24 protein-coding genes and 1 rRNA gene are annotated in these 22,474 nt (G+C 43.6%); 9 read left to right on the plus strand and 16 right to left on the minus strand.

Features of this window, described 5'->3' with window-relative positions:
• The 4 genes from FTV14_RS08680 to def form a co-directional block, all read right to left on the minus strand.
• Positions 1-115 (minus strand): 16S ribosomal RNA (locus FTV14_RS08680); the annotation flags it as partial.
• Between the two features lie 594 nt (positions 116-709).
• Positions 710-2,740, minus strand: coding sequence for a TonB-dependent copper receptor (locus FTV14_RS08685; RefSeq protein WP_180053775.1), 2,031 nt, complete (start codon positions 2,738-2,740; stop codon positions 710-712).
• Positions 2,741-2,811: 71 nt separating this feature from the next.
• Positions 2,812-3,225: a DUF2946 family protein gene (locus tag FTV14_RS08690; RefSeq protein WP_180025430.1), complete on the minus strand. Its 414-nt coding sequence runs from the start codon at positions 3,223-3,225 to the stop codon at positions 2,812-2,814.
• Positions 3,226-3,317: 92 nt separating this feature from the next.
• The gene (gene def / locus FTV14_RS08695) at positions 3,318-3,848 is read right to left on the minus strand and encodes a peptide deformylase (protein ID WP_004780730.1); all 531 of its coding nucleotides are present in this window, start codon (positions 3,846-3,848) and stop codon (positions 3,318-3,320) included.
• A gap of 120 nt (positions 3,849-3,968) precedes the next feature.
• On the opposite strand from def, the gene FTV14_RS08700 reads away from it, so the two are divergent.
• From FTV14_RS08700 to FTV14_RS08710, 3 genes are read left to right on the plus strand one after another with little or no spacing between them, the layout of a single operon-like run.
• The gene (locus FTV14_RS08700; protein ID WP_104426934.1) at positions 3,969-5,123 is read left to right on the plus strand and encodes a LysM peptidoglycan-binding domain-containing protein; all 1,155 of its coding nucleotides are present in this window, start codon (positions 3,969-3,971) and stop codon (positions 5,121-5,123) included.
• A 57-nt stretch (positions 5,124-5,180) separates the two neighbouring features.
• Positions 5,181-6,320: a DNA-processing protein DprA gene (dprA, locus tag FTV14_RS08705; RefSeq protein ID WP_180025429.1), complete on the plus strand. Its 1,140-nt coding sequence runs from the start codon at positions 5,181-5,183 to the stop codon at positions 6,318-6,320.
• 40 nt (positions 6,321-6,360) lie between these two features.
• Complete coding sequence (locus tag FTV14_RS08710; protein ID WP_159124339.1) at positions 6,361-6,930, plus strand: L-threonylcarbamoyladenylate synthase; 570 nt, start codon at positions 6,361-6,363, stop codon at positions 6,928-6,930.
• 436 nt (positions 6,931-7,366) lie between these two features.
• Here FTV14_RS08710 and FTV14_RS08715 read toward each other — a convergent pair whose 3' ends face one another.
• Complete coding sequence (locus FTV14_RS08715; protein ID WP_180053776.1) at positions 7,367-8,266, minus strand: DMT family transporter; 900 nt, start codon at positions 8,264-8,266, stop codon at positions 7,367-7,369.
• A gap of 190 nt (positions 8,267-8,456) precedes the next feature.
• On the opposite strand from FTV14_RS08715, the gene FTV14_RS08720 reads away from it, so the two are divergent.
• The 4 genes from FTV14_RS08720 (at position 8,457) to FTV14_RS08735 (ending at position 11,078) form a co-directional block, all read left to right on the plus strand.
• Positions 8,457-9,002: a glutathione peroxidase gene (locus tag FTV14_RS08720; protein WP_104426931.1), complete on the plus strand. Its 546-nt coding sequence runs from the start codon at positions 8,457-8,459 to the stop codon at positions 9,000-9,002.
• Positions 9,003-9,176: 174 nt separating this feature from the next.
• Positions 9,177-9,722, plus strand: coding sequence for a glutathione peroxidase (locus FTV14_RS08725; RefSeq protein WP_159124341.1), 546 nt, complete (start codon positions 9,177-9,179; stop codon positions 9,720-9,722).
• Positions 9,723-9,930: 208 nt separating this feature from the next.
• Complete coding sequence (locus tag FTV14_RS08730) at positions 9,931-10,308, plus strand: RcnB family protein (RefSeq protein WP_180053777.1); 378 nt, start codon at positions 9,931-9,933, stop codon at positions 10,306-10,308.
• Between the two features lie 164 nt (positions 10,309-10,472).
• Entirely contained in the window at positions 10,473-11,078 is a 606-nt protein-coding gene (locus FTV14_RS08735; protein WP_180053778.1) for a hypothetical protein, read from the plus strand.
• A 68-nt stretch (positions 11,079-11,146) separates the two neighbouring features.
• Here the strand turns inward: FTV14_RS08735 and FTV14_RS08740 are convergent, their stop codons facing one another.
• The 11 genes from FTV14_RS08740 to FTV14_RS08790 all read right to left on the minus strand — a co-directional run bounded on the left by FTV14_RS08740 (position 11,147) and on the right by FTV14_RS08790 (position 21,066).
• Positions 11,147-12,523 carry an NAD-dependent succinate-semialdehyde dehydrogenase gene (locus FTV14_RS08740; protein ID WP_180053779.1) on the minus strand — a complete coding sequence of 459 codons (1,377 nt, stop codon included), beginning with the start codon at positions 12,521-12,523 and terminating at the stop codon, positions 11,147-11,149.
• Between the two features lie 346 nt (positions 12,524-12,869).
• On the minus strand, positions 12,870-13,289 hold the full coding sequence (locus FTV14_RS08745) for a F0F1 ATP synthase subunit epsilon (RefSeq protein WP_004780711.1): 420 nt from the start codon (positions 13,287-13,289) through the stop codon (positions 12,870-12,872).
• Between the two features lie 26 nt (positions 13,290-13,315).
• Positions 13,316-14,710: a F0F1 ATP synthase subunit beta gene (atpD, locus tag FTV14_RS08750; protein WP_004780710.1), complete on the minus strand. Its 1,395-nt coding sequence runs from the start codon at positions 14,708-14,710 to the stop codon at positions 13,316-13,318.
• A 30-nt stretch (positions 14,711-14,740) separates the two neighbouring features.
• A complete protein-coding gene (atpG, locus tag FTV14_RS08755) occupies positions 14,741-15,610 on the minus strand; it encodes a F0F1 ATP synthase subunit gamma (RefSeq protein WP_004780708.1) in 870 nt (289 codons plus the stop codon).
• A gap of 87 nt (positions 15,611-15,697) precedes the next feature.
• The gene (gene atpA, locus FTV14_RS08760) at positions 15,698-17,242 is read right to left on the minus strand and encodes a F0F1 ATP synthase subunit alpha (protein ID WP_004780707.1); all 1,545 of its coding nucleotides are present in this window, start codon (positions 17,240-17,242) and stop codon (positions 15,698-15,700) included.
• Positions 17,243-17,288: 46 nt separating this feature from the next.
• Entirely contained in the window at positions 17,289-17,825 is a 537-nt protein-coding gene (locus tag FTV14_RS08765; RefSeq protein WP_004970141.1) for a F0F1 ATP synthase subunit delta, read from the minus strand.
• A 14-nt stretch (positions 17,826-17,839) separates the two neighbouring features.
• The gene (locus FTV14_RS08770) at positions 17,840-18,310 is read right to left on the minus strand and encodes a F0F1 ATP synthase subunit B (RefSeq protein WP_004780703.1); all 471 of its coding nucleotides are present in this window, start codon (positions 18,308-18,310) and stop codon (positions 17,840-17,842) included.
• Positions 18,311-18,349: 39 nt separating this feature from the next.
• Positions 18,350-18,595, minus strand: coding sequence for a F0F1 ATP synthase subunit C (atpE, locus tag FTV14_RS08775; RefSeq protein ID WP_000424060.1), 246 nt, complete (start codon positions 18,593-18,595; stop codon positions 18,350-18,352).
• Between the two features lie 82 nt (positions 18,596-18,677).
• Complete coding sequence (gene atpB, locus FTV14_RS08780; RefSeq protein WP_004780701.1) at positions 18,678-19,553, minus strand: F0F1 ATP synthase subunit A; 876 nt, start codon at positions 19,551-19,553, stop codon at positions 18,678-18,680.
• Positions 19,554-19,657: 104 nt separating this feature from the next.
• A complete protein-coding gene (locus FTV14_RS08785; protein WP_166139355.1) occupies positions 19,658-20,056 on the minus strand; it encodes an ATP synthase subunit I in 399 nt (132 codons plus the stop codon).
• A gap of 170 nt (positions 20,057-20,226) precedes the next feature.
• Entirely contained in the window at positions 20,227-21,066 is an 840-nt protein-coding gene (locus tag FTV14_RS08790; protein ID WP_180053780.1) for a metal ABC transporter solute-binding protein, Zn/Mn family, read from the minus strand.
• Positions 21,067-21,211: 145 nt separating this feature from the next.
• Between FTV14_RS08790 and FTV14_RS08795 the strand changes: the two genes are divergently transcribed.
• Complete coding sequence (locus FTV14_RS08795) at positions 21,212-21,709, plus strand: transcriptional repressor (RefSeq protein WP_005233384.1); 498 nt, start codon at positions 21,212-21,214, stop codon at positions 21,707-21,709.
• Positions 21,691-22,473, plus strand: a complete 783-nt coding sequence (znuC, locus tag FTV14_RS08800; protein ID WP_005233382.1) for a zinc ABC transporter ATP-binding protein ZnuC — start codon at positions 21,691-21,693, stop codon at positions 22,471-22,473. The genes FTV14_RS08795 and znuC overlap by 19 nt, the downstream gene beginning before the upstream one ends.
• Position 22,474 lies beyond the last annotated feature (1 nt).

The raw sequence follows: 22,474 nt of genomic DNA on the forward strand, positions 1-22,474 counted from the left end.
TTACTCACCCGTCCGCCGCTAGGAATCAGGTGCAAGCACCCTATCCCCGCTCGACTTGCATGTGTTAAGCCTGCCGCCAGCGTTCAATCTGAGCCATGATCAAACTCTTCAGTTAAAATCATTTCGAGTTTTATAAGTAAAACTCTTAAACTTGGCTCATCAATTTTCTGACTTAAATTTCGCTCAAATAAACTTCGAGTAATTTAAACCAATCAATCAATGAAAATAATTTCGATCAATCAACCAGTAAAAATCCACACAAGTTGTTCTTCATAATCTCTTAATGATCTTCTCACTACTTCGTCAGTAGCAAGCTAGGTCGGCTATATTACTCTCTATCTCTAGAAAGTCAACCAGTAATGAAAATTATTTTTAAACCTTCTTTCTAAAACCCAACTCAACCATTTCATGCTAAGTTACTGTTTTATCAGAAGTTTTAATCTTCATCACCGCCGATGGATGTGCATTCTACAGTATTTCAGGGGGCTTGCAACCCCATTTTTTAAACTTTACAAACGCATGTTTATTTTATAATCCATAAAATTCATAAGTTACTGTTTTATTTATAAAAATTATTTTAATAAAAGTTTGAGTTATTATTTAATGCAAAACAAAACAATATTAACTTACTGATAAACATGAATTTAAATTACTACCATAAACAAAAAGCAGGAAAAAACTCCTGCTTTTTGTTTGTTTTCAGTTCAAATTAGAATTTCATACTGATTCTTGCCCAGTAATTCCGTCCGATATTATTAAATTGCTCATTGGCAGCAAATCCAAAACCGGAACTGCCCATCTTGTTCAAATGCTCGGCATAGGTACGGTCCAGTACGTTATCGACACCCACAGAAAGATCCATGTTGTCATTTACATGATATGTACCATTTAAAGAGAGAGTACCAAAACCAGCACTTTGCTTAAGATCATAGCCGACAATATTGCCTTCACGCTCACTAATTCGGTTCTGACCATCGACCAGGCGCCAGTAGGCACCCAAAGTATAGTTATCCTGGATATAACGTAAATTTACCCGAGCTTCCAAAGGTGAAATCTGTGGCAACGGCGTATTGTCACTGGTATTTTCACCCCAGGCATACATCGCACTCAGATCAGCCTGAATCGCATCAGTAAACTGATATCCGATTCCGACTTCTGCACCTGCCACTGTTGCATCTACATTTCGGCTATGTGCTTCTAACATTCCCATATTACCTGTTGGCAAGTAAGTCGTGAGGATGTAATCATTGATCACACCTGCATATGCCGATGCCCATGAACTGAAATTACCATGTTCATGCTGGTAGCCAATATCCAGCTGTAAAGTTTTTTCAGTATCAATGTTCTTAAAGGTATTTGGATGACCATTGCCTGATTTTGGACTGAACAGCTCCCAGTAATCCGGCATACGTTCGACATAGCCAATACCCATATAAGTCTTGCCATCATCATGGTCTGGATGCTGATTCTCAAAACGCAAAAAAGCGCTTGGTAAAGTTTTTTTACGCTCCTGGTTTGACTCCACTGCTTCTACTTTGACCTGATCCAGACGCAGGCCACTCACCAACTTATGATTATCACTGACCTCATAACTGAGCTCACCGAAACCACCGATCGACTGGAACTCCATATCTTTAATACGTGGCTTATTCTGATACGCTGTCATCAGATTTCCGTTACGTTTGCTATGCTGATTATTCTGGCTGTCGATACCTGTAATCAGCTGTAATTTATCCCATTCACTGGTCACGGCCATACGCGCATTCAATGTCTTACGCGCTACATTGGTGGCCATAGGCATACTCATCATACCGCCAGGCTTGAACTCGCGCAGACTATAGTTATCCATGACATGGTCATTAAAATTGTAGTTTACCTGTGCTTCAATTTTCTTGATCACATCGCTGACATTTCTCTTTTCAACACGCAAACCCAGACTTTCACGGGCAAACTTGGAGCCATCCATTGCACGGCCGGCATACACAGCTTCACCATCCGCCTTGCCCCCGGTCAGTTCTACCCAAGTGTCTTCATCCGGCGTCCAGCCCAGTGCCAAATCTGCATTCCAGCGTTCCCAATCTGAAGGTACAGTTTGGCTATCACCATCTTTATAACTGTTTGATACCGAACGGTTGGTGTTCAGGCGGATATATTTCTGCTCATCACCCACGGCTGCTTCAATATTTTGATCCAGACGACCAAAAGATCCCATCAGTACACTGGCCTGACCACGATATTTTTTATCCTGATCAAACTGTTCCGGGCTACGCTCAAAAATGACGGTTGCTGCCGAACCGGTATTGGCATATTGAACCGTTTGCGGGCCTTTAATCACTGAAATACGATCATAACTTTCTGGAGAAATATATGAAGTGGGCGAATCCATCCGGCTTGGGCAGGCACCGAGGTTTTCAGTGCCATCAGTCAGGATTTTAATGCGTGAACCGAACATACCACGAAAGGTCACATCGCCATTGGTACCTGCTCCGCTATTGACCGAACTAAAACCTACAATACTTTGCAGATAATCTGCGCCATCAGTTGCTGGCACTGGCTGAATCGGCTGTTTGGGATCAGCACGAACAATCAGACCATTGGCATCATTACCGGCAGTTGAAGTCACCACAATCGGTGCCATGGTTTGTACTGGCATGCTTTCATTGGCCATAACCACTGAGGAATAACAGGCAACATAAATTGCAGCCACAAGGGGCTGTAACGAGAATTTAGGCTGAGCCATTTTCTATCTCACTGAATACATAAATTAAACACGGTCCGAGTCATTCAAGACCCAGTCAAAACAACGTGGATTTATGCAAACAGTGGCGGTGCCCGTCCTTGCGGAATCAGAAAGAGTCGCTGAAGAACAAACCAGACATGTTTAAAGGCTTGTTCAAAAGCCAAGAGTCTGACCTGAATTCGATCCAGGACTTCTTTCACTTCAAGCTCAGGCGGCAAAACCAGGTTGCCATAGACAGTACAGTACTGACACTGATGACTGGCATCGTGTTCATGCGCCATGGAGTCTGAGGAAATAGGATGCTGATCAAGGTGATAATGGGCAGAATGTTCAGAATGAACATGAGAGGAAACTAAAAGGGCGCGCGTGATGGTTTCACAGACCGGAGCAACCTGATATTGCTTCGGCAGCAAAGGCTGTAAGAACACAGCAATCTGTAGAAATACCGCCACAAAGGAAAGTAGCAGACCTCCCCGCAGGACCATAGGCAAACCCTTGAATTTGTCTGAGCTAAGTATAACAAAGCCCAATCAAAATTGGGCTTGTTGAAGCATAAAAATTGCTTGGGAAAAGAGTCCTAGCGTTTAACTGCAACTTTTTCTTTATTGCGCTGGCGAACCAGTTTTTCTACTTTTTCACGGGCACGCTGACGTTTCAATGGCGACAGATAATCCACAAAAAGTTTACCATTTAAGTGATCCATTTCATGTTGGATGCACACAGCGAGAAGTCCATCAGCCTCTTGTTCAAAGGGTTGACCATCCAGACCAATTGCCTCGATTTTTACGCGTGACGGACGCTCAACTTTATCGTATATTTGAGGAACTGATAGACAGCCCTCTTCATAAGGCTGTGTTTCTTCAGTCAATGGTGTGATTTTGGGGTTAATGAACACCATGGGTTGATCTTTGTTTTCAGACAGGTCCATCACAATCAGCTGAATATGACGATCAACTTGGGTCGCGGCGAGTCCGATGCCTGGCGCTTCATACATGGTTTCAAACATATCTGCAGCGAGCTGACGAATTTCATCAGTAACTTCTTCGACTGGTTGTGCAATGGTACGAAGACGGGGATCCGGGAAACTTAAAATAGGTAATAAGGCCATACTGCGTCCTCAATTATGCCATTGATCAAAAAACCAAATGAAGGGAATGCTTCATCAAAAAAATGTGTGTAAGATCGTTATTATAACGCAACTACGCACATAATTTTAGGAATTATGATAATGAAAAAGGTTTTGAAGGGCATGCCATTTTTTAGTGCCTTGGGGTTAAAAAATCAAATGCTCGCACTGGCAGTTTGTGTCGGAGTGAGTATGGGGACAATGTATTCAGCCGAGGCAGCTCCTGCCCGCAACGTCAATCCACCTGCTTTAAAAGCCAGTGCGCCCAATGTCTACGTGGTCAAAAAAGGCGATACATTGTGGGATATTTCAAAACGTTTCTTAAAAAATCCGGTGCGTTGGCCAGAAATCTGGGCCAGTAACAAGCACGTGAAAAATCCACATTGGATTTTTCCAGGTGACCGCCTGTTGATGTGTGACTATCAAGGTCGTCCAATTATCGGTAAAGACGAAGGTGATGGCTGTGAAGGTATCATCAGTCGTTATATCGGTAGTACTTCATTACAACCACAGGTTCGCGTTGAATCTTTAAATAATACGATTCCAGTGATTCCATTAGCGCATATCCAGCAATGGTTGGAACGCTATACCATAGTGGCAGCGGATTCAGTTCAGGGTACGCCTTACATTCTCGGCACTGCAGACCAGCGCGTACTGGCCGGTAAAGGCCAGAAGGTCTATGCACGCGGCAATGGTTTGGTGGTTGGCCAGCGTTATGCGGTATATCGTGAAGCAGACCCTTATGTATTTACCGATGCCAATGGCAAGAAATACACGGCTGCTCTAGAGTTGCAACAGGTTGCTTCCGGAATTGCAGTACGTGGCGAAGGTGATGTCACCACGCTGGAATTGACAGATAGCTATAATGCCGAAGTGCGTCGCGGTGACCGTGTATTGCCTGAATACGATCCGATGTTACCTACCCTGTTCTATCCAGTGAATGCAGAAAATACGGTTGCTGGTGGTCAGATTGTGCGTGTACTGGGTTCAATTGGTACCGCTGCGCGTCATAGTGTCGTAACGATTGACCGTGGTACGGCACATGGGGTTCAGACTGGTCATGTCTTTAGCGTAAACCAGAAAGGTGAAGTGGTGACTGATCCGAAAACCAAAGAGCGCGTACAGCTTCCAGGTGAGCGCATTGGCAATGTGATGGTCTTTAAAACTTTTGACCAGCTGAGCTATGCTTATGTGCTGGAAAGTGAGTTACCTATCAAGGTGGGTGCCAATATTCAAGCGCCATTGTTAGATGAATAATAGATTGATCTAACTTTACAACTGAAAGAATAAGAAGACACACATATAGGTCTCGATATGCTGAACTCTTTATCACGCGTGCAACTGGAAACACTGACGTTATGGTATCTGGTTCAGCATTCTCTTTCGAGCTTCTATAAAATCAGTCAGCATTATTCAAGTCTGACCACAGCCCTACAGCCTGATCAGGTGCCCACCTGGCAGGCGCTTGGCATTCATGCCAATCATATCCAACGCTTGAAAGACTTCTCGCTTCCAGAATCACAACAGAAATTTCAGCGCTGTCTGGAAAAAGTTCAACGAGATAGTGATTTCATCCTGCTCTATCATGATCTGCACTATCCGCAGCAACTCAGCCACTATGTAGACAAGCCACCAATTATTTTTGGTCAAGGTCAGCCGGATACATTGCTTCAGGCTCAAATTGCGGTTGTAGGAAGTCGCAAGCCGAGTCCTCACGGCCGGCAAGTAGCTTATGATTTTTCCTTTTATTTGAGTGAACAGGGTTTCTATATTAATAGTGGATTAGCACAAGGCATAGATGAAGCAGCACATCGGGCAGGATTAAAATATCAGGGCACCATTGCAGTGATGGGGACTGGACTGGATCAGACCTACCCTTCTCAACATGCACAATTGCGCCAGGAGATTATTGCGCATGGTGGTGCGGTCATTACCGAGTTTCTGCCAGAGACTCCACCATTGCAGCATCACTTTCCACGGCGTAACCGGATTGTCAGCGGTTTAAGTCTCGGAGTCATTGTGGCTGAAGCGACCTTAAAAAGCGGCTCTCTAATTACGGCCAAACTGGCTGCCGAACAAGGCAAAACCGTGTTTGCCATTCCGGGACATATTTATAGCGAATATCATAAGGGTTGCCATCAGCTGATTCGTGAAGGCGCGATTCTGATTGATCACCCGCAACAGGTGATTGAAGAACTGGCTCTGGCGACTCAATGGCAAGCCTTACAAAATGAAGTACAACATGACATGGCGGATGAACTTCCTGCACACATACCGCCCCATCTGCTCAGACTTTATAACCAGTTAGACTGGGTCGGACAGGATCTGGATCATCTCAGTCATCATCTGCAACTGGATGTGTCTTCTCTGACCAGTCAATTGATGGAACTGGAGCTACTTGGCTTTTGTACTCAGCAAGCCGGCATGTATCTACGTTGTCGTCCACATAAATAAGGTTCACAATAGACACTTCTTGTTTTGATAAGGTATACACATGATCACCACCTCTGTTGCCGAAGCAGCTGAATGTCTCAAAGCTGGACAGGTCTTGGCATACCCTACAGAGGCTGTTTGGGGCTTAGGTTGCGACCCCTACAATGAACAGGCATTTCACCAGATTTTAACCTTAAAACAGCGCCCGATTGAAAAAGGCGTGATTTTACTCGCAGCTCATATTTCACAAGTGGAACATTTACTTCAGGATCTAAGTGAAGAAATGCGTGAAAAAGTAATTGAGTCTTGGAGTAATGATCGACCTACAGACCGGGCAACCACCTGGCTACTCCCTGCCAATGACGATATTCCAGGCTGGATTAAAGGCAAACACCCTAAAGTAGCCGTGCGTGTGACCACTCATCCTCTTTGTGTAGCTTTGTGTCAGGCCTTTGGCGGTTTTATTGTTTCGACCAGTGCCAATCCTGCCGGCTTAGAACCTGCACGTTCCCTGCAAGATGCCATGCGTTATTTTGACCAGGATCTGAATTATCTGAACGGCGATCTGGGACTGAGCCAGAAACCAAGCCGGATTATTGATGCTGTAACAGGTGAAATTATTCGTGACTGAGCCTTTGCTCAGTCATTTTTCTTTTCAAGCCGACTAAAGTTTTAAGACAAAAAAAAGCTCAACCATATAGGGATGGTTGAGCATAAAAAAGGATGTGTATTATCACATCCAGAGGGTCTGTAAATCTCTGGGAGTTTGATAAATCTAGGTTTTTTCTGATTCATCATTCTCGATGCGGGCATTATGCGAGAAATCCGTCACAACAGCAAATACAATAAAACAATGTATCAATACATTTTTCCTATTAAAAATATTTAAAATTTAATCAAAATTCAAAATATCTTGCTATTTTTGTTTCAGTTTTAAAATGAAGTTAATTTTTAATAATTTATTTTTATATCCATAATCACTAAATTTAAGGAATAATACTGTAAAAATAATGTAATCATTTGTTCAAATATTAAACAAATAAAACTTCAACTCTTTATTTGATCGCTTAAACCTTGGGCTTAGCTGGGTATTGCGCCAATAAAATACCTACCAGAATAATGGCACCACCAATGCTGTGGTAGATCGTCCAAGCTTCAGACAACCATAAATAAGCGATTAACGCCGTAAACACTGGCATCAAATTCATAAAAATACTGCTGCGGTTTGGGCCCAGTTGTTGTACAGCCATCATCCATAAGAATGGGGCAGCAATAGAAGGAAAAATTCCGGCATAAATAATACTTGCTACGTTATTACTATTAATAGCATCTAAGCCTGAGTACAGTACTAAAGGAATGTGATAGAGAACGGCCAAAAAAATCTGCATATAGAGACTAACCAATAGCGGAATCTGGATCTGCCATTTTTTGAGTAATACGCCATAACAGGCATAGAAAAATACCGCAATCAGCATCAGCAGATCACCAATATAATGATCTTCTGCATCCAGTAAATGTGCCCATTGCCCCTGCCCCATCACATACATCAGACCAATAAAAGACAATATACTGCCCATCACCGCCATTAAGGTGGGACGAACATGTAAAAGAAAGATCCCGACAATAATGGTAAAAATCGGAATAAAAGCATTGATCAGGCCCATATTGGTGGCACTGGTATAATGTGCTGAGGTATAAGCTAGACCTTGATACAACACCATACCCAATGCACTTAAGACAGCCAGATGCCCCAGATGTGGTCGAATTTCCGGCCAGGCTTTGCGAACCTTGGGCCACATCAACGGCGTTAAAATCAGCAGAGCCAGAACCCAGCGATAAAAACTGATACTTAAGGGAGAAATATAATCCGCTACATAACGGTTAACGGTCATATTCAATGACCAGATCAGGACCGCAGTCAAGGGAAGCAGCATGGCCCACCACATTGTTTTTTGCTGCTGCGTCATAACTTCATCCCTGTCTTTATCTATTGTTAATCTATGCTTCTTGGCAAGTGCCTAAGCATAATTGATTTTTCAACTAAAATTAATGCTATTTGTAGCCGGCCAGTAAGCATTTCACTGATTCCGACTTGTACTGTATTTAAATACCCGTTAAAACAAATAGCCCTCATTCATTTAATAAAAAGGAAATCCGATGAGCACTTCTGTGTATGACATTCCGGTAAAAACGATTCAAGGAACGGACACGACGCTGAACCAGTATCAAGGCAAAGTCTTACTGCTGGTAAATGTGGCATCAAAATGCGGCCTCACTCCACAATACGAAGGCTTGCAAAAACTCTATGATGATAAAAAAGCCGAAGGACTGGAAATCTTAGGTTTCCCTTCCAATGATTTTCTGGAACAGGAACCTGGAAGTGAAAAGGAAATTCAGGAATTCTGTTCCCTGAACTATCAGGTGGATTTCCCGCTGTTTGCTAAAATTCCGGTCGTGGGTGAAGCTAAACATCCTTTGTATGCTACTTTGACTCAGGCTGTGCCAGAACGTATTGGTGAAGGTCCATGGTGGAAAGATCTGGTCGACTATGGCCTGACTCCAAATGAACCGCCTGAAGTCCTCTGGAACTTTGAAAAATTCCTGGTGAACAAACAGGGGGAAGTCGTTGCACGTTTTGCACCGGATATCACGGCAGATGATTCACGCCTGCTGGATGCAATCAATGCTGAGCTTGCTAAATAAGTCTTTTTAAATAGGTCGGTTGCAACTGATGACCAGTTTAGCCGACCTGGCTCATAGGCATAAACATTGAATTTCATATTTTTTTCACAAACTTATCTAAAATTTATGTTTGCTGAAACCGCCCAGACCCGATAAAACATGAGTCTATTTCCATAACAATTCGAGCAAAATAATATGAGCCAGTCCATTTATGAGATTCCGGTAAAAACCGTCACTGGAGAAAATACGACTCTGTCCGATTATCAAGACAAAGTCCTGCTGATTGTAAATGTCGCATCGAAATGTGGTTTAACCCCACAATATGAAGGACTGCAGAAACTTTATAATGAGAAAAAAACCGAAGGACTGGAAATTCTGGCTTTTCCTGCGAATAACTTTAAAGGTCAGGAACCGGGCACAGACGAGGAAATCCAGCAGTTCTGCAGTCTGAACTACAATGTGGATTTCCCGCTATTCTCCAAGATCTCTGTCGTGGGTGAAGATCAGCATCCTCTTTACCATTATCTGACCCAAGCTCAGCCGCAACGTACAGGCGGCGAAGATTTTGCAGAGCGCCTGAAAAGTTTTGGCAATACGCCAAATGAATTACCAGAAGTGCTGTGGAACTTTGAAAAATTCCTGGTCAACAAGCAAGGTGAAGTGGTCGCGCGTTTTGCACCAAATATTCCAGCAGATGATGCCCGCTTGCGAGATGCGATCAATGCAGAATTGGCTAAATAATTTGTAACAGTAATGTAAGTATCTATTTCAATAATAGATACTTATTATTTAAATAAAAATCAAATACTTACAACCAGATTTACTTAGCTCTAAAATCTCCATGATTTACGCTTAATTTTTATTTTTCTACAACACTTCATTCCATATTTATCAATGAGTTAAGCCTAATATGCAGTTATCCCAAGAGAGATAACGATAGGTTCAAAACATGAAAAACTTAGTAAAAGCAGTCGTATTTTCATTATCTAGTACACTTGTGGCGACTTCAGCTTTTGCTGCAGCTCCAGAGCATCATTCGCAACATCATCAGCCACAAAAAACGCATGTTCAGCAGCATGCACAGTATAAATCTCCTGCACACGCTCAACAGTATAAACAGGTACATAAGAAAGTAGATCCTTCACACGATTGGCGTGTAGGTCAAAAAGTACCAGCTCAGTTCCAGAGCAAAGTGTACAAGGTAGACCACAGCAAATACAAAAAACTCAGCAAACCTGGTAAAAACCAGCAATGGATCAAAGTGAATGGTGACTATATCCTGACCAATGTGATGAGCCATAACATTATCAAAATTATTGCAGGATAAGTTTTATCCTCCTCGGTGAAAAAAGAGTGCTTCGGCACTCTTTTTTAATGTCTTAATCTTTTGTATTCAAAATATTTGTTATGACTTTGCAACAATCTTTTTTATCTCCACATTTTATTCTTATAGTCATGCATTAGAACCACCTGCACCGAGACCACGATTTCATGTCCAAGATTCTTGTAAATGCTCTTCTTCCTTTTGCCCTATTTAGCTCAGGCGTTTTATTAATAGGCTGTGAACAGGCGACCGAAGCACCGGTCGAGCAAGAACAAAGTACGCTTTCTACTGATCTTGAACCTGCAAAGCAAAGTGATCGCACGATGACTGCGCAAACAGAGCTGAAGTCTGGCAATATGTTTTATATGGTGCGTGATGTGGCTGATCTGCAATTCAAGGCGGGCAGTTATGTCGAACAGTTAAAACAGACCCAAACTGATCTGCAAACTGCGGTGGATACTAAAGATACCCAGCAACTGCAAGCTACAGCAGGTAAGTTACAACAACAGTTGACAGGCTTTAATCAGGCCTTAGGTGAACTGAATTTAAAAAGTCAGGAAATTGATCAGGTACGTAGCAATATCATGAGCGCCAATCAACAGGTTCTGGCTTCTCCTTTACTGAATGGCCAAGTCGATTTCAGTCAGGTTGATTTAAAGAAAATTGAAAGCCAGATGGTCAGTGTGCAAGCTGAAATGCTTAAACTGGCAGGCATACTGATTCAAAACTCAGATAAAGACGCTTCATCAGAAGCTGAAACAGAAAATACTTGATTTACGCTGATATCTCGTTCAAAAAGAAGCCACTGTTTAAGTGGCTTCTTTATTTTAAAAATTAAATATTATTTTTTTGGGCTTTTCACCACCACCAATCGTTTCTGCACAAATTCTTTGAAACCATCGATTGAAAGTTCATGACCATAACCCGAGTTTTTAATCCCGCCAAATGGCAGCTCTGGGGCAGTATCGGTATACCAGTTGATCCAGATCATGCCGGTTTCTACACGTGAAGCCAGCTTTTTCGCCCGCTCAATATTTTGTGAATGAATCACGCCTCCGAGACCATAATTGGAATCATTGGCAATCGATACAATTTCATCTTCATCTTTTGCGACATAGATCTGTGCCACAGGACCAAAGAATTCTTCATACCAGGCCGGATTATCACGGCTGATATTTTCCAGAATAGTTGGCTGATAGAAATTACCTTCATGCTCATAAGGCTTACCACCAGTCACGACTTTCGCGCCATTCTCTACTGCCTTATCAACCTGCTTGGTCAGTTTTTCCAACGCATCTGCCGAAGACAGTGGGCCAAGTGTAGTTTCAGAATCCAACGGATCACCAATTTTTAAGCCTTCAAAGACCTTGATCATGCCCGATTTAAATTGTTCCGCAATTTTCTCATGCAGGATAAAACGTTTAGCTGCTGTACAAACCTGCCCCGTGTTATTAACGCGTGCCTGACAGCCGATTTTGATCGCTTTTTCCAGATCAGCATCATCCAGCATAATGAATACATCATTACCGCCCAATTCTAGTGTCGATTTGGTGACATGTTTACCGGCCTGCCCCGCTACTGCACGCCCTGCGCCTTCTGATCCCGTGAGAGCAACGCCTTGTACACGCGGATCTGCGATAATATCTGCGACCTGATCGCTACTGATAAACAAGTTAGTCCACACACCTTTCGGTGCGCCTGCATCCAGAATCAATTGTTCAAAGGCTTCAGCACATTGCGGAACGATGCTGGCATGCTTGGCTACCACAGGGTTGCCAATCGCGCAGTTTGGGGCAAAGACACGCATCAACTGATAAAAAGGAAAGTTCCAGGGTTCTACTGCCATGATGATGCCTAAGGGATGATGCTCTACCCATGCTTCTCCTAGTTCCGTTTCATAAGAAACTGGCGCTAAAAACTCTTTGGCATGATCTGCATAATACTCAGCAATTTTGGCACAGCTTTCGATCTCACCTTCACTCTGCTTGATCAGCTTACCCATATCCAGTGTCATGATTTTAGCCAGTTCTGACTTGCGTTCCCGCATATTGTTTGCCAGTTTGCTAAGTACCTCAATCCGGGTATCTACTTGTTGAGTCCAATCCGACTTCAGGATTTTTTCTGCGGTATCCAAGGCATTTTGGATATCTTGATCAGTGTGTGACGGATAATCTTTTAATTTCTGGTTGTTAAAGGGGTTAATGGATTGATAACTCATAATTAGATCCCTGCTTGGCCAATTCAATTTTTATAAATGGATAACAACGTGATTTGCGTCGTGACAGAGGTAGTAGAACCGTGAAACTTTTTATTGAATAAATCTGAAAAACTTAAAGACGCCATATCAACTTAGCATTGTTTTTTTCTGACTATGACTTTGCTTACAGATTGGTTCAAAAGATTACGCAGCGCAGGTAAAAGTTATATCGAGTGGTACAAATTAGAGCTATATAGTTTTCTTAAAATAATTATTCATAAGGCTAAAATCTGGTAACTTTTTTCAAAATAGTTTTTATATAAAAAAACCACCCTTTCGGGTGGTTTTTTCAATCTTAAACCAGCAATTACATTGCACGGTTTTTGATTTTGCGGATCGTTTCCAGCTGAGCAGCAGTTTCTGCAAGAGCAGCCAAAGCAGCAGCAGAGTCCAAATCGCTCTTTTGATTTGCTAGCAATTGTTCAGCGTGTTTACGCGCTTCAATAATTGCAGCTTCATCCAAGTTTTCTGCACGGACTGCTGTATCAGCAAGAACCGTAACAACATGCGGTTGAACTTCTAGAACACCACCAGATACATAGATTAATTCTTCTGTACCGTTTTCCAAAATAACGCGGATCGCGCCAGGTTGGAGCAAAGTTACCAGCGGAGCGTGACCAGGCATAATACCTAACTCACCGCCAGCACCTTTAGCAATTAGCATAGTTACAGTGCCTGAGTACAAAGACTCTTGAACACTTACAACGTCACATTGCATAGTCGCCATGAGAATCTCCTAAATTAGGGAACTAATTAAAGTTTCTCAGCTTTAGCAATCACTTCGTCAATACCACCAACCATGTAGAACGCTTGTTCTGGGATGTGATCGTATTCACCAGCTAGAAGACCTTTAAAGCCACGAATCGTTTCTTTAAGCGGTACAAGTTTACCAGGAGCACCAGTAAACACTTCAGCTACGTGGAACGGTTGAGAGAAGAAACGTTGGATCTTACGTGCACGGTATACAGTAAGTTTGTCTTCTTCTGACAATTCGTCCATACCAAGAATTGCGATAATGTCTTTCAATTCTTTATAACGTTGAAGAACGTTTTGAACTGAACGAGCGATTTCGTAATGCTCAGTACCAACTACAAGTGGATCTAGCTGACGTGAAGTTGAGTCAAGTGGATCAATCGCAGGGTAAATACCTTGAGAAGCGATGTCACGGCTCAATACAACAGTTGCGTCCAAGTGAGCGAACGTAGTTGCAGGCGATGGATCTGTTAAGTCATCGGCAGGTACGTATACCGCTTGGATTGACGTAATAGAACCAGACTTAGTAGATGTAATACGTTCTTGAAGAACACCCATCTCTTCTGCAAGAGTCGGTTGGTAACCTACTGCAGATGGCATACGGCCTAGAAGTGCTGATACTTCAGTACCCGCTAGTGTATAACGATAGATGTTGTCGACGAACAATAGTACGTCACGGCCTTTACCGTTTTCGTCTTTTTGATCACGGAAGTACTCAGCCATAGTCAAACCAGTCAACGCTACGCGTAAACGGTTACCTGGTGGCTCGTTCATCTGACCGTAGACCATTGCTACTTTGTCAAGAACGTTAGAGTCTTTCATTTCGTGATAGAAGTCATTACCTTCACGAGTACGTTCACCAACACCAGCAAACACAGATAAACCTGAGTGCGCTTTCGCGATGTTGTTGATCAACTCCATCATGTTTACAGTTTTACCAACACCGGCACCACCGAACAGACCAACTTTACCACCTTTCGCGAACGGGCATAGTAAGTCGATGACTTTAATACCAGTTTCTAGAAGGTCAGTAGAAGCCGCTTGTTCTGCATAAGAAGGCGCTTGACGGTGAATTGGTAAACGCTCTTCAGTCGCAACAGGACCAGCTTCGTCGATCGGGCGACCAAGAACGTCCATGATACGGCCAAGAGTCGCTGTACCTACTGGTACAGAGATCGGAGCGTTAGTGTTAGTTACGTTCAAACCACGCTTAAGGCCTTCAGTAGAACCCATTGCAATAGTACGAACTACGCCATCACCAAGTTGTTGCTGAACTTCTAATGTAGTTTCAGTACCGTCAACTTGGAGAGCGTCATAGATCTTAGGAACGCTGTTACGTTCAAACTCGACGTCGATAACCGCGCCGATGATCTGAATGATACGACCGCTACTCATTGCTGTCTCCTCAATTCAAACTAATATATGTTAAACGGCAGCGGCACCACCAACGATCTCAGAAATTTCCTGAGTAATCGCGGCTTGACGCAGCTTGTTATAAATAAGTTGCAGGTTCTTGATCAATTCACCCGCGTTATCAGTTGCAGCTTTCATTGCAACCATACGAGCAGACTGCTCACACGCGATGTTTTCGATCACACCTTGATACACCACAGACTCGATGTAACGAACCAACAAGCCATTTAAAAGCTCTTCAGCTTCAGGCTCGTAGATGTAATCCCAACCGTATTGACGGTTAAGCGTCTTGTCTTCTTCAGCAGCTGCCAAAGGAACAAGCTGTTCGATCTTTTGGTTTTGAGTCATGGCGTTGACAAAGCCGTTAGAAACCAGATAAATACGATCTAATTCGCCTTTATCATAAGCGTCTAACATCACCTGTACAGAACCAGATAACTGTTCAAGACTTGGAGTGTCGCCCACTTGAGTGGTCGCACCAAGCACTTTACCGCCGTAGTTTTTAAAAAACGAAACCGCTTTTTGACCAATCAAAGCAAATTGAACTTCAATTGACTGCTCTTGTTGCTGTTGAACGTGTTTTACCACTTTCTTGAACAGGTTAATGTTCAAACCACCAGCAAGGCCACGATCTGAAGACACAATGATATAGCCAACGCGCTTAACAGGACGTTCAACCATATAACGGTGTTTATATTCAGGATTCGCTTGTACCAAATGAGCAATTACACGGTGCATATTTTCGGCATACGGACGGCCTTGAGCCATGCGCTCTTGCGCACGACGCATCTTAGAAGCTGCTACCATCTGCATCGCGCGAGTAATTTTCTGCGTGCTTTTGATACTAGCTACTTTGGCGCGAATTTCTTTTAAATTTGCCATACGCTTAACCTAGTATTCGAAGGCCCTTTCGAGCCCTCGAAGGTTGATTCCGTGAACCAAACCAACACTAATTAGCAAGTTGCTAAATTAGTAAGTTTGAGTCGCTTTGAACTTTTCAATACCAGCTTTGAATTCAGCTTCGATATCTTTATCCCAAGCACCAGTCTCGTCAATTTTTTGCATTAACGCAGCGTGTTCTGAACGGAAGTAAGCAATTAACGCAGCGTCAAAGTCTACGATTTTCTTCACTTCTACGTCAGCCATGTAGCCTTCGTTAGATGCATAAACTGATACAGCTTGGTCAGCGATTGAGTATGGAGCATATTGTTTTTGCTTCATAAGCTCAGTTACGCGTTGACCGTGTTCAAGCTGTTTACGAGTTGCTTCGTCAAGGTCAGAAGCGAACTGAGCAAACGCTGCCAATTCACGGTACTGTGCAAGTGCAGTACGGATACCACCAGACAATTTCTTGATGACTTTAGTCTGCGCAGAACCACCAACACGAGATACAGAGATACCCGCGTTCACAGCAGGACGGATACCCGCGTTGAACAATGATGTTTCAAGGAAGATCTGACCGTCAGTAATCGAAATTACGTTGGTTGGTACGAATGCAGATACGTCACCTGCTTGAGTTTCAATAATCGGCAATGCAGTTAATGAACCAGTTTGGCCTTTAACTTCACCGTTAGTGAATTTCTCAACGTAGTCAGCAGATACACGAGAAGCACGTTCAAGTAGACGTGAATGTAGATAGAACACGTCACCTGGATAAGCTTCACGACCTGGTGGACGACGAAGAAGCAATGAAATTTGACGGTAAGCAACAGCTTGTTTAGACAAGTCATCATAGATGATCAGAGCGTCTTCACCGCGGTCACGGAAGTATTCACCCATTGTACAGCCAGAGTATGGAGCCAAGAACAGCATTGCTGCTGGATCGGCTGCAGCTGCTGCTACAACAGTTGTATACGCCATAGCGCCAGTTTCTTCCAGCTTACGTACTACGTTTGCAATAGTTGATTGTTTTTGACCAACTGCAACGTAGATACATTTAATGCCAGAGTTTTTCTGAGCGATGATCGCGTCGATCGCCATAGCTGTTTTACCAGTCTGACGGTCACCAATGATCAACTCACGTTGACCACGGCCTACTGGGATCATTGTATCTACTGATTTATAACCAGTTTGTACAGGTTGATCCACTGATTGACGCCAAATTACGCCTGGTGCTACTTTTTCAACAGCATCAGAAAGTTTTGCATCAATAGGGCCTTTACCATCAATCGGGTTACCCAAAGCGTCTACGACACGACCAAGAAGTTCAGGACCAACCGGAACTTCTAATACACGACCTGTACAACGAGCTTTTTGACCTTCTTGAAGGCTTAAGTAGTTACCTAAAACAACGACGCCCACTGAATCCTGTTCTAGGTTCAGTGCCATACCGTATAAGCCGCCGTCGAATTCGATCATTTCACCGTACATTGCATCAGCAAGGCCGTGAATGCGCACAATACCGTCGGATACCATAACAATGGTACCTTCGTTTTTAGCGGTCGCGCTGGTGTCCAGATCGCCGATACGCTGTTTAATGAGCGCACTGATCTCGGATGGATTCAGTTGTTGCATTGCGCTATACCTCAATCTTTTTAAAGTTCAGTCTTCTTATATGCAATTAAGCTAGAAGACGAGTACGCATTTTTTCAAGCTTATTAAGCGCAGAATCATCTATCACTTGGTCGCCTGCACGAATAACCACACCCGCAATTAACGCTGGGTTCACTTCTACAGAAACATTTACTGCCGCAGCGAAACGTTTTTCTAACGCTTGAGCAAGAATTTGTTCTTGTACAGAAGTCAATGGGAATGCTGATTCAATCACAACATCCACAGTATTGTTATTCTGTGATTTGAGCTGTTCGTATTCTGCTTGAATTTCAGGAAGCAAAGCCAAACGGTTGTTTTCAGCAAGCAATGTCAAAAAGTTTGACACTGCTGCAGTTTGGTCTTCACCTAAAACTTTGGCAAAAATACTCACCTGCTCAGCAGGCGTAAGCTCAGGGCGATTTAAGTAAGCTGAAAATGCTTCGTCTTGCACCGCAGCACTGAGCAAGTTAAGTGCTGTTGACCAATTGTCAGTTGCACCTTGCTCAGAAGCGTAAGCAAATGCTGCTTTAGCGTATGGGCGTGCCAACGTCAAGAGTTCAGCCATAATCTGCCTCTCTCTTAAAGTTTAGCAGCCAGCTGAGTCAGCATGGCATTGTGAGCTTCTGCGTCAACTTGCTGGCTAAGAATTTTCTCAGCACCAGCAACTGCAAGAGCAGCCACTTGTTGACGTAATTCTTCGCGAGCAGCATTGATTTCAGTATCAACAGCTTCTTTAGCTTGTTGACGAATACGCTCACCTTCAGCTGACGCTTGAGTACGAGCTTCTTCGACCAATTGCGCTGCACGACGGTTCGCTTGTTCGATCAATTGAGCCGCTTGTGCTTTTGCCGCGTCCAGTTCAGCTTTCACTTGTGCTTGCGCATCTGCAAGGTCAGCCTTCGCTTTTTCAGCAGCGTTTAAGCCATCAGCGATTTTACGCTGACGTTCACTAATCGCATTGATTAGTGGTGGCCATACAAACTTCATGCAGAATGCGACGAAAATCGCAAACGCAATCGCTTGGCCAAACAATGTGAGGTTGATATTCATTGCAAATTCCTCAAATAGTGAATTTCGGAATTAAGCTGATTAACCTACAAATGGATTAGCGAAGATGAAGAACAAGCCAATACCAACACCGATCATAGGCACAGCATCAAGAAGACCCGCGATTAAGAACATACGAGTTTGAAGTTGTGGAGCCAATTCTGGTTGACGAGCTACAGCTTCAAGGAAACGGCCGCCTAGAAGACCAAAACCAATCGCAGTACCTAAAGCACCGAAAGCGATCAAGATAGCAGATGCAATTGCAACTAGACCTAAAGTGAGTTCCATGATAATTCCTCAGAGGTTAGGTTTATACCAAATTAAGTTAAAAAATTGTGCCCAACCATCCCGTGACAGTTAGGCAATACCATTAATGCTTTTCGCTTGCCATGCTCAAGTATACGATAGTCAGCATCATGAAAATGAATGCTTGTAGCGTAATAACAAGAATGTGGAAGATCGCCCAAGGCACAGATAACGCCCACTGGATCCAGAACGGTAATAACGCGATAAGAATGAAGATTAACTCACCCGCATACATGTTACCGAATAGTCGTAGAGCCAATGAAACTGGACGTGCAAGGAAGGTTACCAATTCCAGAATCAAGTTCACTGGAATAAGGATCGCTTTTGCAACTGGGTTACTTGGGTTAAATGGGTTAAGTGCTAGTTCACCAACGAAGCCGCCAACACCTTTTTCACGGATGCTGTAGAATAAGATAAGTGCAAATACAGACAATGACATACCAAGGGTAATGTTAGGGTCAGTAGATGGAACGATCTTGAAGTATACGTGGTGTGGATCAATACCAAACAGGCCACCAATCACGTGTTGAGCGACATAAGGAATCCAGTCAACCGGGATAAGGTCCATCAAGTTCATGAGGAAAATCCACACGAAGATGGTTAGCGCTAGTGGAGCGATCAAACGCGATTTACCATGGAAGGTATCGCGTACACTTGAGTCAACAAACTCGATAATCATTTCGATTGCAGACTGGAACTTGGTAGGAACACCAGAGTTTGCAGCTTTCGCTACGAGCCAGAATAACAAGCAGAAAATGATACCAAGGCCGATTGACCAACCCATTGAATCCAAGTGAATAGCAGTGAACCCCATCTGTTGAGCTTCAGCACCGTTCTCGGCCAATTTCCATGTACCGTCTGGCATTTTGCCATAGGTCATATTGGTCAAGTGATGCTTGATATACTCGGTCGAAGTAAGGGCATGTTCTTCAGCAGCCATAAATCACACCTGGTCAATGTCAAAAAACTATAGAACAAACGAATATCGCGTGCTGCTTGATATCTCGCCTGCTCCTAAAAAAACTTTTCAATTTTTTGTTGTGTTTAAACTCGTTTTTGTAGACGTGACACCCAAAAAGGAGCGACCCACGACATGGCTTGAACGAGCATAAAACCACAAAACAACGCAACCGGGGATAACGGCTTGACATTGCTTAAAATTAAAATGAAACCAACAATCACAATTGCAAACTTGCCCATCAAGCCTTTATACATGTTCGAAAGAACCTGCTTAGATGCCCGGGCTCCTGCCGCTCGAAATGATTGCCATGAAAAATAACAACTCGCAAGCCAGCAGACGAACGCCCCCAAAGCGGCACTCAAGGCTACGGTTGAGTCTTTCACGACCCAGCCAATCAAGGCTGAAACAGGAATCATTAATGCTTGTAAGAGGACTAAAGCTTTCGCTAATCGTCGGTCAATCAAGCGACTAGTTCGGCTCATTATTTATTCACTCACAGCAAGCATGCTTGACAAGTTTAGCTGATGATTATTTTTAATCGCAGGCATTATAGAGTTACACCCCTGAACATGCAATCTTTTCCCGACCTTAGTCGTGTTTTTTTCAACAGATCAAATGCTGGCAAACTAATCAAAACTTGATTATTTTTAAATCATTGATGGGCATTTAACACACATTTACGGGTTTGCTCGGCCAATTTCTGCCAGGCCTGGATAAAGTCCCCTGCCCCACTCATGCTTTCATCGACACTCTGGAATACAATCGGTTTCAGTTTTCGGTACTGATTTTCACCAGCATGCGCTTCTGCCAGCAGACACATTTTGCTCTGCACACGAGTGTCTTGCAGATATTTGATTTGCGCCACGGTTGGTGACACATGTGGATCATCCGTCAAAGCCCCCATGAACTTCAGGTTCAATGAGCGTTCCAGATATTGATAGGCATCATGATAGGACCAATAAGGTTGAGCTTTACTTGTAGAACTATAACGCTGTGCAGTCAAAAACATGGTTTGGGCAAAGTCACGCGCATTTTTCCAATAGGCCTCCCGATGCTCAGGCAGCTGCTGAGAACGTAAGGCTGCAATAAAGAAACCGATACGTACTGCATTGTTGGGATCGAGCCAGACATGGGTATCGACGGTATCTTTTAAGGCTTGCCCACGTGGATTACGCATTGGCAAAGTGGTCAGAATACCCGAATCTAAAATCGCGATACTTTTATTGTTATTGTTCAACACTTTTGCCAACGGCGCTTCATGTGCCTGCCCTAACCAGATCACCAGGCCGGCATCCTGAATCGTTTTACGGTGTGCCGGGGTCAGACTGACATCATGACCGCTTTGATTGGCCAGTAATAAAGTCGGCTGTTCCACGCCTTGAGTAATGGTCTTGGCAATCAGATAAATCGGCTGCGTTGAAACCACCAGACTTTGCGACCAGCTAAGGGTACTGAACAAAGCCAGGCTACACAGGGCAAGGAAACGGAACATGAAGAGAAATCGCTATATAAGGACAAATTTAATAGTGTTATAATATAACAAAATTACAAAAATACCTATGCCCAATCGAAACTCTGGGCGCTTCATGTTAAGATTTGAAATCTTTTAATTTTCAGTTTCGCACCTGAGGTGAACTATGGGTTCATGTTCGCACGAACACCACAATGCATTGCACGGCGTACACGACCATCCAAATGTCGCGCAACGTCTGGCCGAAGCAGAGAGTCTTTGTGCGGCAAGTGGCGCACGCCTCACTCCTTTACGCAAAGAGGTACTGGAACTGATTCTGAATGCAAGCGGCCCGATGGGTGCGTATGACCTGCTGGCACAAATGAAAAATGCCAGCGACCGTCCCGCTGCCCCACCGACCGTGTACCGTACACTCGACTTTTTATTAGAAAAAGGCTTTATTCACCGCCTGACCTCTATTAATGCCTATATTCCCTGCTGCCATCCGCGTGAAGGTCATCAGGCGGCATTCTTGATTTGTACTGAATGTAAAGCCGTAAAAGAAGCATCTGCACAAGGTTTATTAGAACAACTGGATGCCTTGGCGGCTTCAGACGATTTTAGTGCACACCACAGCATTATCGAAATTTCAGGAATCTGTCAGCAGTGTCGCAACAAAGCTTGAATGCATCTCCCTTGATCCAGCTTTCCAAGATCTGGGTCAATATTGATGATCGTGACATTTTAAAGGCCATTGATTTCTCTTTGCAGGAGAAAGAGATTGTTACGCTGATTGGTCCGAACGGTGCCGGTAAGTCGACCTTAATAAAGGTCATGCTTGGAATCGTCAAACCGAAATCCGGTGAAATCAAAACGGCGCGCAAGCTGAAATTCTCTTATGTGCCACAAAAATTCAATCCGTCACATAGTTTACCGCTACGGGTTAAAGATCTGCTGGCACTAGAAAAATGCCCTTCAGCTATTAAAGCTGAAATCATTCGTGATACCGGTATTGCCAAACTGGAAAATTCTAAAGTACAACAGCTTTCCGGCGGTGAACGTCAACGTGTGTTGTTGGCTCGCGCCTTATTACGTCAGCCGGATATTCTGGTACTGGATGAACCGATGCAGGGTCTAGATATTCAGTCTGAGGCTGAACTGTATGAATATGTGCGCAGCCTGCCGGAAAAATATGGCTGTGCCATTTTAATGGTCTCGCATGACCTGCAATGGGTAATGCAAGGCACGCATCGCGTGGTATGTCTCAACAAACATATCTGCTGTAGCGGTCTACCAGAAAGTGTGCAGCAGCATCCAGAATATCAAGCCATCTTCGGTACTAACCGGGTATTCTACCAGCATCATCATGATCACTGTGCCCATGGTGACTCCGCGACACCTTGTCAGCACGATTCACGTCCCCACATTCACCCCGAGCCGGAAGCTTAAG

Origin of the sequence: Acinetobacter sp. YH12236, from assembly GCF_013417645.1 — a bacterium.
Lineage (GTDB): Bacteria > Pseudomonadota > Gammaproteobacteria > Pseudomonadales > Moraxellaceae > Acinetobacter.

Excerpts from the sequence above, each read along its gene's own strand:
- FTV14_RS08685 (WP_180053775.1), bottom strand. The coding sequence starts at position 2,740 with ATGGCTCAGCCTAAATTCTCGTTACAGCCCCTTGTGGCTGCAATTTAT.
- FTV14_RS08690 (WP_180025430.1), bottom strand. The coding sequence starts at position 3,225 with ATGGTCCTGCGGGGAGGTCTGCTACTTTCCTTTGTGGCGGTATTTCTA.
- def (WP_004780730.1), bottom strand. The coding sequence starts at position 3,848 with ATGGCCTTATTACCTATTTTAAGTTTCCCGGATCCCCGTCTTCGTACC.
- FTV14_RS08700 (WP_104426934.1), top strand. The coding sequence starts at position 3,969 with ATGAAAAAGGTTTTGAAGGGCATGCCATTTTTTAGTGCCTTGGGGTTA.
- dprA (WP_180025429.1), top strand. The coding sequence starts at position 5,181 with ATGCTGAACTCTTTATCACGCGTGCAACTGGAAACACTGACGTTATGG.
- FTV14_RS08710 (WP_159124339.1), top strand. The coding sequence starts at position 6,361 with ATGATCACCACCTCTGTTGCCGAAGCAGCTGAATGTCTCAAAGCTGGA.
- FTV14_RS08715 (WP_180053776.1), bottom strand. The coding sequence starts at position 8,266 with ATGACGCAGCAGCAAAAAACAATGTGGTGGGCCATGCTGCTTCCCTTG.
- FTV14_RS08720 (WP_104426931.1), top strand. The coding sequence starts at position 8,457 with ATGAGCACTTCTGTGTATGACATTCCGGTAAAAACGATTCAAGGAACG.
- FTV14_RS08725 (WP_159124341.1), top strand. The coding sequence starts at position 9,177 with ATGAGCCAGTCCATTTATGAGATTCCGGTAAAAACCGTCACTGGAGAA.
- FTV14_RS08730 (WP_180053777.1), top strand. The coding sequence starts at position 9,931 with ATGAAAAACTTAGTAAAAGCAGTCGTATTTTCATTATCTAGTACACTT.
- FTV14_RS08735 (WP_180053778.1), top strand. The coding sequence starts at position 10,473 with ATGTCCAAGATTCTTGTAAATGCTCTTCTTCCTTTTGCCCTATTTAGC.
- FTV14_RS08740 (WP_180053779.1), bottom strand. The coding sequence starts at position 12,523 with ATGAGTTATCAATCCATTAACCCCTTTAACAACCAGAAATTAAAAGAT.
- FTV14_RS08745 (WP_004780711.1), bottom strand. The coding sequence starts at position 13,289 with ATGGCGACTATGCAATGTGACGTTGTAAGTGTTCAAGAGTCTTTGTAC.
- atpD (WP_004780710.1), bottom strand. The coding sequence starts at position 14,710 with ATGAGTAGCGGTCGTATCATTCAGATCATCGGCGCGGTTATCGACGTC.
- atpG (WP_004780708.1), bottom strand. The coding sequence starts at position 15,610 with ATGGCAAATTTAAAAGAAATTCGCGCCAAAGTAGCTAGTATCAAAAGC.
- atpA (WP_004780707.1), bottom strand. The coding sequence starts at position 17,242 with ATGCAACAACTGAATCCATCCGAGATCAGTGCGCTCATTAAACAGCGT.
- FTV14_RS08765 (WP_004970141.1), bottom strand. The coding sequence starts at position 17,825 with ATGGCTGAACTCTTGACGTTGGCACGCCCATACGCTAAAGCAGCATTT.
- FTV14_RS08770 (WP_004780703.1), bottom strand. The coding sequence starts at position 18,310 with ATGAATATCAACCTCACATTGTTTGGCCAAGCGATTGCGTTTGCGATT.
- atpE (WP_000424060.1), bottom strand. The coding sequence starts at position 18,595 with ATGGAACTCACTTTAGGTCTAGTTGCAATTGCATCTGCTATCTTGATC.
- atpB (WP_004780701.1), bottom strand. The coding sequence starts at position 19,553 with ATGGCTGCTGAAGAACATGCCCTTACTTCGACCGAGTATATCAAGCAT.
- FTV14_RS08785 (WP_166139355.1), bottom strand. The coding sequence starts at position 20,056 with ATGAGCCGAACTAGTCGCTTGATTGACCGACGATTAGCGAAAGCTTTA.
- FTV14_RS08790 (WP_180053780.1), bottom strand. The coding sequence starts at position 21,066 with ATGTTCCGTTTCCTTGCCCTGTGTAGCCTGGCTTTGTTCAGTACCCTT.
- FTV14_RS08795 (WP_005233384.1), top strand. The coding sequence starts at position 21,212 with ATGGGTTCATGTTCGCACGAACACCACAATGCATTGCACGGCGTACAC.